The organism is Caballeronia ptereochthonis (genome assembly GCF_001545075.1).
GTDB classification, from domain to species: Bacteria; Pseudomonadota; Gammaproteobacteria; order Burkholderiales; family Burkholderiaceae; genus Caballeronia; species Caballeronia ptereochthonis.
This window is the reverse complement of sequence record NZ_FCOB02000090.1, coordinates 1-1426: the sequence shown is the minus strand read 5'-3', so window position 1 is coordinate 1426 and position 1426 is coordinate 1. Positions and strand designations below refer to the sequence as shown.

Below are 1426 nucleotides of genomic sequence, written 5' to 3'. Positions count from 1 at the left end.
GTCCATCGGCACGTCGGAGAAGTTCGGGTCGCCGTAGAAGACGTCGCGGTCCGCGAACGCGAGCTTCGCGCATTCGATCACCGTATGCACGAAGTCCGGCCCCAGCGGGTCCATGTTCGCGAGATCGAAGCCCTTCAGCAACGCGAGCTGTTGCAGGAACATCGGGCCTTGCCCCCACGGTCCGGTCTTGTGGACCATGAAGCCTTCGTATTCGTAGGAAACGGGGTCTTCGTAGCTCGGCTCCCAGCGCGCGAGATCGGACGCGTCGAGCAGTCCGCGATTGCGCTGGCCCGAGGTATCGAGCACGTCGGCCGAGCGGAAATACTGGTCGATCGCATCCGCGACGAAGCCGCGATAGAACGCGACGCGCGCGCGTTCGCACTGTTCCGCGCGATCACCGCGCGTGCCCGCCTCGCGCAGAATGCGCCTGTACGTCTGTGCGATGGGCGGATTCGCGAACAGGTGATTGGGACGCGGCGCTTCACCGTCGCGCAGCCATTGCTCGGCGGACGTTCGCCATTCGCTCTTGAAGAAATCCTGAATCGCGAGGATCGACGAGGCCATGCGCGGCAGCACCGGATAGCCGTGCTCCGCATAGCCGATCGCATAGCTCAGCACGTCTTCGAGCGGCAACTGGCCGTAGTCGCGCAGCATCGCCATCCAGCCGCCGAATGCGCCGGGCACGACCGCGGGCAAGAGGCCGGTGCCGGGCATGACGGTGAGGCCCATTTGCCTCATGCGTTCGATCGTCATGGCGGCGGGCGTCACGCCCTGACCGCACAGCACGCGCACGCGATCTTCCTTCGCGCTGTAGAACACGGCGGGCAACTCGCCGCCCGGCCCGTTCAGATGCGGCTCGACGATCTGCAACACGAAGCCGGCGGCGGCCGCCGCGTCGAAGGCGTTGCCGCCTTTTTCGAGCACCGCCATGGCCGACGCGCTCGCCAGCCAGTGCGTCGACGCGGCCATGCCGAAGGTGCCGATCAGTTCGGGTCGTGTCGTGAATGCCATTGCCGTCGTTCCATGGACGAACCATTGCTCATTGGTTCTGCCGGTCAGCAAAAAATCTCGCCGCACCAAGAGCACGGAAAAGTATCGACACAGCGTAATGCACCATTAAAAGTTAAGCAATCCGTCACCCCACGGTCAGTGTTCTGCTAACATGAACCAATAAACATTGGTTCACACCACGATCATGGAAAAGCCCGCGCTCGACAAGCTGCTCGACTACGTCGCGCAGAGCAAGCTGAAAGATGGTGACGCGTTGCCGTCTGAAAGAAAGCTTGCGGAGCAACTCGGCGTGAGCCGGCGCGATTTGCGCGTTGCGCTGGCTTCGCTGGAGGCGGCAGGGCGTGTGTGGCGCGGGGTCGGGCGCGGCACTTATCTGGGCGCGCGTCCGTTGAAGTTTTCGGCGTCGCTACGCAGC

At 63.7% G+C, this 1426-nt stretch carries 2 protein-coding genes; one reads left to right on the top strand and one right to left on the bottom strand.

The window, feature by feature from the left end; translation table 11 throughout:
• Positions 1-1011 (bottom strand): gamma-glutamyltransferase family protein (locus AWB83_RS35565; protein WP_208636845.1); only part of this gene is annotated, 1011 nt, incomplete at its 3' end.
• A 184-nt stretch (positions 1012-1195) separates the two neighbouring features.
• On the opposite strand from AWB83_RS35565, the gene AWB83_RS35560 reads away from it, so the two are divergent.
• The coding region (locus tag AWB83_RS35560) for a FadR/GntR family transcriptional regulator (protein WP_143750167.1) at positions 1196-1426 on the top strand (231 nt) is incomplete at its 3' end.